The sequence below is a fragment of the Microbacterium sp. SD291 genome, assembly GCF_017355365.1.
GTDB lineage: Bacteria > Actinomycetota > Actinomycetes > Actinomycetales > Microbacteriaceae > Microbacterium.
This window is the reverse complement of the sequence record NZ_JADIJR010000083.1, coordinates 1-450: the sequence shown is the minus strand read 5'-3', so window position 1 is coordinate 450 and position 450 is coordinate 1. Positions and strand designations below refer to the sequence as shown.

At 73.6% G+C, this 450-nt stretch carries 1 protein-coding gene; it reads left to right on the top strand.

Going from position 1 to position 450, the window contains the following annotated elements; all coding sequences use genetic code 11:
* Nucleotides 1-450 (top strand): DUF222 domain-containing protein (locus tag IPV10_RS16865; RefSeq protein WP_207485833.1); only part of this gene is annotated, 450 nt, incomplete at both ends.

Here is a 450-nt window from a genome sequence, read left to right as displayed (position 1 = left end):
CGGGCGGATGGCCAGGCGGGTCGCGGAGCGCTTCCAGGCCCGCCCGCTCGAGGACCGGCACCGCGACGCCCGCGATACGCGTCGCATCTGGGTGAGTGACAAACCCGACGGGATGGCCCAGTTCAGCGTGTTCGGTCCCGCCGCGCTGATCCACGGGGCGCACGACCGGGTCACCGCGATGGCCAAGGGGCTGCAAGCGCAGAACCCGGAGGATCCGCGGACCCTGGATCAGCTGCGGTGCGACCTGACCCTGGATCTGCTGCTCACCGGGGCGCCGGCCGGACACGACACCGACGAGGGGCTGCTCGCGGCGATCACCGCCACCGTGTCCGTGACTGTCCCGGTCACGACCTTGATGGGGCAGGGGACGGCGCCGGCGGAGCTGAACGGCACCTGCCCGATCGACACCGCCACCGCGCGGCTGCTCGCCGGCGCGGCGTCCGGGTGGGA